This window comes from Pseudoalteromonas sp. SR41-7 (assembly GCF_014163935.1).
In the GTDB taxonomy this organism is placed as follows: domain Bacteria; phylum Pseudomonadota; class Gammaproteobacteria; order Enterobacterales; family Alteromonadaceae; genus Pseudoalteromonas; species Pseudoalteromonas distincta.
Genome location: NZ_JACJEF010000013.1, coordinates 100,385 through 106,968, shown reverse-complemented (window position 1 = coordinate 106,968; position 6,584 = coordinate 100,385). Strand labels below are relative to the sequence as shown.

Annotated in this window: 5 protein-coding genes; 1 reads left to right on the top strand and 4 read right to left on the bottom strand. The window is 39.1% G+C overall.

The features are described from left to right. Window positions 1-602: 602 nt before the first annotated feature. Window positions 603-1,460, bottom strand: a complete 858-nt coding sequence (locus tag H5092_RS16095) for a tetratricopeptide repeat protein (RefSeq protein ID WP_182734014.1) — start codon at window positions 1,458-1,460, stop codon at window positions 603-605. Window positions 1,461-1,571: 111 nt separating this feature from the next. Between H5092_RS16095 and H5092_RS16090 the strand changes: the two genes are divergently transcribed. Next, a complete protein-coding gene (locus H5092_RS16090; RefSeq protein ID WP_182734012.1) occupies window positions 1,572-2,882 on the top strand; it encodes a M20 family metallopeptidase in 1,311 nt (436 codons plus the stop codon). A 76-nt stretch (window positions 2,883-2,958) separates the two neighbouring features. Here the strand turns inward: H5092_RS16090 and H5092_RS16085 are convergent, their stop codons facing one another. The 3 genes from H5092_RS16085 to H5092_RS16075 all read right to left on the bottom strand — a co-directional run bounded on the left by H5092_RS16085 (window position 2,959) and on the right by H5092_RS16075 (window position 6,584). Continuing rightward, complete coding sequence (locus tag H5092_RS16085; RefSeq protein ID WP_182734008.1) at window positions 2,959-4,899, bottom strand: DNA topoisomerase III; 1,941 nt, start codon at window positions 4,897-4,899, stop codon at window positions 2,959-2,961. 45 nt (window positions 4,900-4,944) lie between these two features. Continuing rightward, a complete protein-coding gene (locus tag H5092_RS16080) occupies window positions 4,945-5,451 on the bottom strand; it encodes a hypothetical protein (RefSeq protein WP_182696310.1) in 507 nt (168 codons plus the stop codon). Window positions 5,452-5,663: 212 nt separating this feature from the next. Beyond that, the gene (locus tag H5092_RS16075; protein ID WP_024597196.1) at window positions 5,664-6,584 is read right to left on the bottom strand and encodes a flagellar motor protein MotB; all 921 of its coding nucleotides are present in this window, start codon (window positions 6,582-6,584) and stop codon (window positions 5,664-5,666) included.

Here is a 6,584-nt window from a genome sequence, read left to right as displayed (position 1 = left end):
TTTGTCAACACTTAAATTTAAACTTTCTAAAAAGATTCAATCTAAGTTTTACTTAACACCCTGAGTTGTTCGTGCCTCGCTATGCGTTGCTGTTTCCCGTCTCAGTGGGGTCGCATTATAGGGAGCGGCGGATTTTACGCAAGCGTTATTTGCATAAAATAGTAATTAAAATTAAGCCCCAAGCAAGCACACACGATAAGCACAAGTTACTCACAAAACCCTGTTGATAACTCTTCTTTTTACATAGCTAAACCATACTAAAGCTATTAATTAAAACCTTAAAAATGCAAAAAGCACCTTATGTAGGTACTTCTTAAAAGTAATAGTTATTAGAATCTAGGGTCTGTTTATCTTTCAAGGTTAAATTTGCAGCAGCCTGTTTGGTATTCAGGCAAGGCAGAGCCTATGTAGTGTGGTTACTCCCCATAAATAGGCGATAACGTAGCATTAATGCCAAACAGGCGCTGCCCAAAGGGTTCTTCCTAGGGGCTATTTACTCTTTGTTACTCGGTTTTTACTTAGCCCACTAGGTTACAAATCTCGCGCCGCGATTAAACACCCCCTAGTTTGAACAAATTTTAATCCGCAAAGAGCAACAGACCCTAGTATAAAATACTATATAACTTGCGACGATACTTAGCTGCGAGTGCGTCGCCATCAGGTAAAGAGGCAATAATGGCTAAAAAGCTTGGTTTTGCTTCGTTGAAGTTCAGATCTTTTTGTAGAACTGTAAACAGTACATCCAATGCTTCTTCTTTTCTGCCTGCTTCATTAAGTAAAATACTGAGCTCTTCTTTTAATTCTAAGTCATTTGGATACTTTTCTACTTGTTGTTGCTTTTCTTTAATCTCTGGTGAATCTTTTGCCTCAAGCGCGGCTTCGCATTTTGCTTTTATATTATTAAAGTAAGCATCTTGCTCTTGTGCATCTATTGTATTTATAAGCGCTTGCGCTTCATCTACCTTGTGAATTTGAATACATATGTCTGCTAGCACTAACTTGATACGTGCATTACCGCTGTCTATTTCATAAGCTTGCTTTGCATAATTAAATGCAGCATTTAAATCTGACTTTAATAACGCTTGCTTTGCTTGCTCTAATAGTAAGTCTTGTTGCGCAGGTAAATGCTTTGCTAGGGCCTCGCGTATTTGCGCTTCGCTTTGAACACCTGCAAGTAAATCTACTGGTGCGGAGTCTTTTAATAATACAAGCGTAGGCAGTGTTTGCAGACCAACTTGTTGCGCAAGTTGAGAAGCGAGTGCTTGTTCTGCATCGCAATCTAAGTTTGCTACTACTATATAGCTTGCATTTTCTGCTGCTAATTTATCTAAAATTGCAGCCTGTCCGATGCAGTCAGGACTTTGAGGAGAGAAAAAGTTAAGCAACACCAATTTTTGTTGTGATGTTTCACCGAGTACTTGTTGAAGGTTTTGCGCATTAATACTAACTATGTTGCTCATTGAATTGATTGCCATATTCGTCTATTTAGGTTTTTATATGGTGGTGAACATAATAATTACAAGTCATATACCTAAATCACTCGGTATACATATTCAACAATAAGGGAAAATATGAAATTAACTTACCTAAGTGCAATACTTTTATTAGCAAGCCCATTAGTACAAGCAAATGGACTCGATTTGAATTTAAGCAAAGCCATGCCAGCTATTGAAAAGTTTTACCTCGACTTACACCAATCCCCAGAGCTCTCTTATCACGAACAAAAAACAGGTAAAAAGATAGCAGATAGATTAACTCAGCTGGGTTTTAAAGTAACAAGTAATGTAGGTGGCTTTGGTGTAGTTGGTATTTATAAAAATGGTGAGGGGCCGACAGTAATGATCCGCACTGATACTGATGGCTTACCTATTATTGAGCAAACAGGAAAATCCTATGCCTCAAAAGTCAAAGTAATAGACGAGCACGGTGCAAAAGTAGGTGTAATGCACGGCTGTGGCCACGATATCCACATGAGCTCTTTTATTGGAACTGCAGAGCAGTTAATTGCTCATAAAAAACAGTGGCAAGGTACATTAATGATGGTTGCACAGCCTGCAGAAGAAGTAGGTGGGGGTGCTAAAGCGATGTTAAGCGAAGGACTATTTAGTAAATATGCAAAACCTGATCATATAATTGCTTTACATGTAAGCGCTAGCGTCCCCGCTGGTAAGGTATCAATGAAAAATGAATACACGATGGCAAGTGTAGATTCTGTCGATATTACAATTAAAGGTAAGGGTGGTCATGGTGCTTATCCGCATACAACTATAGACCCAGTGGTTATAGCTGCACGCACTGTACTTGCTTTGCAAACAATCACAAGCCGAGAGCTTTCACCGCTTGAGCCTTCTGTTATTACAGTGGGGTCAATTCATGGTGGTTCAAAACATAATGTGATTTCGGATGAAGTAAAACTACAACTCACTCTTAGAAGCTATAACCCCGATGTAAGAAGCGCTCAAATAGCTGCTATCAAACGTATTACAGCTGGGATAGCCCAAAGCGCTGGATTGGATGAATCAAACTACCCTGTAGTATATGTACATGAAGATGAATCGATTCCATCTACTTATAATAACCCTGCACAAACAGACATTGTTAGAAATTCTATAGCCAGCGCAATTGGCGATACTAATGTACTTGAAACACAAGCTGTAATGGCGGGTGAAGATTTTGGCCTATACGGGCGCACCGATGAAAATATCCCTATCACCCTCTTTTGGCTAGGAGGCGTAAACCAAGCACAATATGCAGATTCAATAAAAACAGCTGAGGTACTCCCTTCTCTACACTCTAGTAAATTTGCACCAGATTATAAAGTTGCTATTCCTACTGGAATAAAAGCAATGAGTAACGCTGCTGTTGCTTTATTTAATAAGTAACCTGAATTCTGGATAATAAATCTATCTCAAACAGAGTTCAGGTTAAGTAATATGGTTTAATAAAAAAGCTCTGTTGCTAACTAGCAACAGAGCTTTTTTTATAACTCGACTTTTTAAAGGTCGCTTTTCCACCTCGTTTAGCAAAACGTTTTTTAGGTGAGCTTTTTGGTAACTTCGCAAATGCATTGCTATCGCAGTTTGCTGCTAATTGAACAAACCCATTTAGGTCAGCAAGTAAAGGCTGTAAAAATTGCTGATAACTCATTGCCTGCTGTGCAATATCACCTAAGCTCGACTCCCACTTTGCGGTTAAATCAGGACTCGCTAAACCTTGTGGTAATACGCTAATAAGAGCAAGTCCCGTTTCGGTCGCTCTAATTGACTTACCTTCACGTTTTAAAAAACGCCGCTTAAATAGCAACTCGATTATTCCCGCACGTGTTGCCTCCGTACCTAAACCATCAGTGTCTTTTAATACTTTTTTAATTTGTGGATCTTTAACATAACGGCTAATGCCCGTCATCGCAGCCAATAATGTGGCATCGGTAAAATAAGCTGGGGGTGATGTATGCTTTTCGACTACTTCGCCTTTATCACAAAAAAGAGGCATACCTTTTGTTAAAGGAGGTAGCGAGGCTTCATCTTTTAATTCAGATTTACCCATTAACACCTTAAAACCCAAGCTTACATCTTGCTTTGCATTTGCCTTAAAAAGCCCACCAGCAATAATTACCTCAGCTTTAGTTTCGTTATATATATAGTCGGGATAAAACTGAATTAAGTAATGACGGCTTATTAATTGATATACCTTTGCTTCGTCACCGCTCAAACTCGCTGACTTTAACTGCTTAGCCGTAGGCACAATGGCATGATGGGCAGCTACTTTTGAATCGTTAAAACATTTACTACGCTTTTTTACATCAGCCCCGTTTACTAATTCACTGCTTTGCCCCCCATTTGCACTTATTGCCTTTAAAATAGCAGATGCTTCTTGATGGTGATCTTTGGGTAAATAACGATTATCTGAGCGTGGGTAAGTAATTAGTTTATGACGTTCGTAAAGTATTTGGCAAATATCCAATACTTTTTGAGCTGGCATACCAAATGCTTTAGCGGCATCTATTTGCAGAGCAGATAAATTATAAGGTAATGGAGCACTTTGCTTTTTTTGTTTTTGGTCGAGTGAAATAAGCTCAGCACTTTGCCTTGTAATACGTGAAGCAACATTTTCTGCAAGAGCTTTGTTAAGTATTCGCCCTTCTTCATCTTGATGTGGCTCACATGCTTTGCTTGGAACCCACTTAGCTATGAATGGTTGATTATCTGGAGTAAGCAAATGCGCCAATACATCGTAAAAAGGCTTAGATACAAAGTTCGCTATTTCGTTATCTCTATTAACAACAAGACCTAAAATAGGGGTTTGCACTCGCCCTACCGAAAGCACATTACCAAACCCTGCTTTTTGCCCAGCTAGTGTGTATGCACGTGTTAAATTCATACCAAATAGCCAATCAGCACGAGAGCGCGCTAAAGCAGATACACTTAACGGAATAAAATCTCGATTAGAACGCATTGCGCCCAATGATTTCTTTACCGCCGATAAGTTTAAATCACTAATGAGTAAACGTTGCGTACTCTGCTTTTTAGCCTGACTTATTTTAGCTTCTTCTATTACTTGATCGACTAGTAGCTGGCCTTCACGGTCTGGATCGCCAGCGTGAATAAGTTGCGAGGCCTGTTTAATTAATTTTTTTAAAACAGTGAGCTGTTTGCGAGTTTTGGTTTTGGCTTTTAACTTCCACTGTTCAGGTATTATAGGTAAGTGTTCAAACTGCCATTTTTTAAAGCGCTCATCATAGTCATCGGGTTCTGCTTGTTCTAGCAAATGTCCAATACACCACGATACACAATCGCCATTAGCGACTTCTATATAACCATCATGTTTTTTATGTGGTTTTGGTAAGGCATCAGCAATTGCTCTGCCTAGTGATGGTTTTTCTGCAATGTAGAGTTTCATGGGAGTCGCTCACTCACTGTTTATATAAACAGTAGTTTAGCACAGCTATTTTGAAGGTGGGGAGTTTTCTATTTTTGACTTTACACTACCTTGCTTAGTGAAAAGGATAATTAAAGGTAAATAGCATACAACCACCGTGGCAATATTGATAAATGGCATTAGGGTCTGATAAATAACGGTACTGTAAGCTAAATCCCACAAATGGCGGTCAACTAATCGGAATAGTTGTAATATAGGTGCGCCAATAACAACTAGTTGCCCAATAACACATTGCCATAAATAAACTTTATCCTTTATACCCCAGTAAGCTATAAGTGCCATCCAAATAATATCTGTGATCGCCCAAACTAAATAACGATAAATATAAATGTCATCAAACGCTCGTAGGCTTGAAGCAGTTAGGTTACCAAAGAGGAAAAAAGCTGCGGTAAGTAATACAAATCGAAAGGCTAGGCGATCTTTAAATACAAAAAATATAAAAATAGCCGGACTTAGCATTAAAACCCAGCTTTTGCTTAAAATACTAACAATATATAAAAACCATTCAGGCAAAATACTCTGCCCTATTTTGTTTTTTTATCGTCATCAGTACCATCACCATTACCCGGCATGTCGCAATATTTATTGATTATTTTCACAGGCACTCCATTACATATGTTAAGGAAATGTACTGTAAGCTAAAATGACGAAATTGCCAAGATACTTAAGGCAATTAAGTACCTTAAATCAAAACAAACATAGTGAAATATAACACAAGCAATAACTTAGCGCACATCAATAGGAGCAGACTCTTTAGCCTTACCTTGCAGGATTGATATTTCTACTCGACGGTTTCTTCGGCGATCTTCATTTGAATCGTTTGGAACAAGTGGACGAGTATCAGCTCGCCCCACTACCATCATGCGGTTTTTATCAAACCCTTGCACCGTTTGCAGCTCGCTTGCTACAGCTACAGCTCGCTTTGACGATAAGTCCCAATTATTAATATATAGCTCATTCGATACCTGAAAATCGTCGGTATGGCCAGATACAGTTATTTCGCCAGGTACATCTTTTAACAGTACACCAATATCTTGAATTATGGGTTTAAACTTAGGTTGTAAAAATGCACTACCCGAAGGAAATGAACCATTCTCTCTAATACGAATAATTATTTGCTGCCCTAAAGATTCAAGCTCAATTGCACCATCTATTATTTGCTTTTCAAGCTGCTGCGCGATTTTTTTAACGAGCTCGTTAGTTTGTTCCTGATCGGCCGCTGAAGTTGCTTGCTCTGACGATTGCTCTTGAGAAGTACTACGAGATTCGCCACCACGTTTATCCCCGCGTTGTTCTTGCCTGCCGCCAGCTGAGCTTTCATCTCCAGCCTGAAACTCTAACATTTGTTGAGTCATTTCGACTGTTTGCTGCTGAATGGTTTCTATTGGGGTTGGCTCTGGTTTGCCTGGGGTAAACTCCATAGCAATAACAGAGGTACCTTTAGGGATATCTTTTACTTCAATTTTATTCTGCACACCAAAAGCAAACTTCATAGAGCCCGCAATTTGTTTAAACTTAAGTACATCCATTTCTGAAAACGCAAGCAAGAGTACAAAAAAGCACATTAACAGTGACATTAAATCGGCAAACGTTCCCATCCATGCTGGTAGGCCTGGTGGTGGGCATTTGCACTCTTGATCAGACAT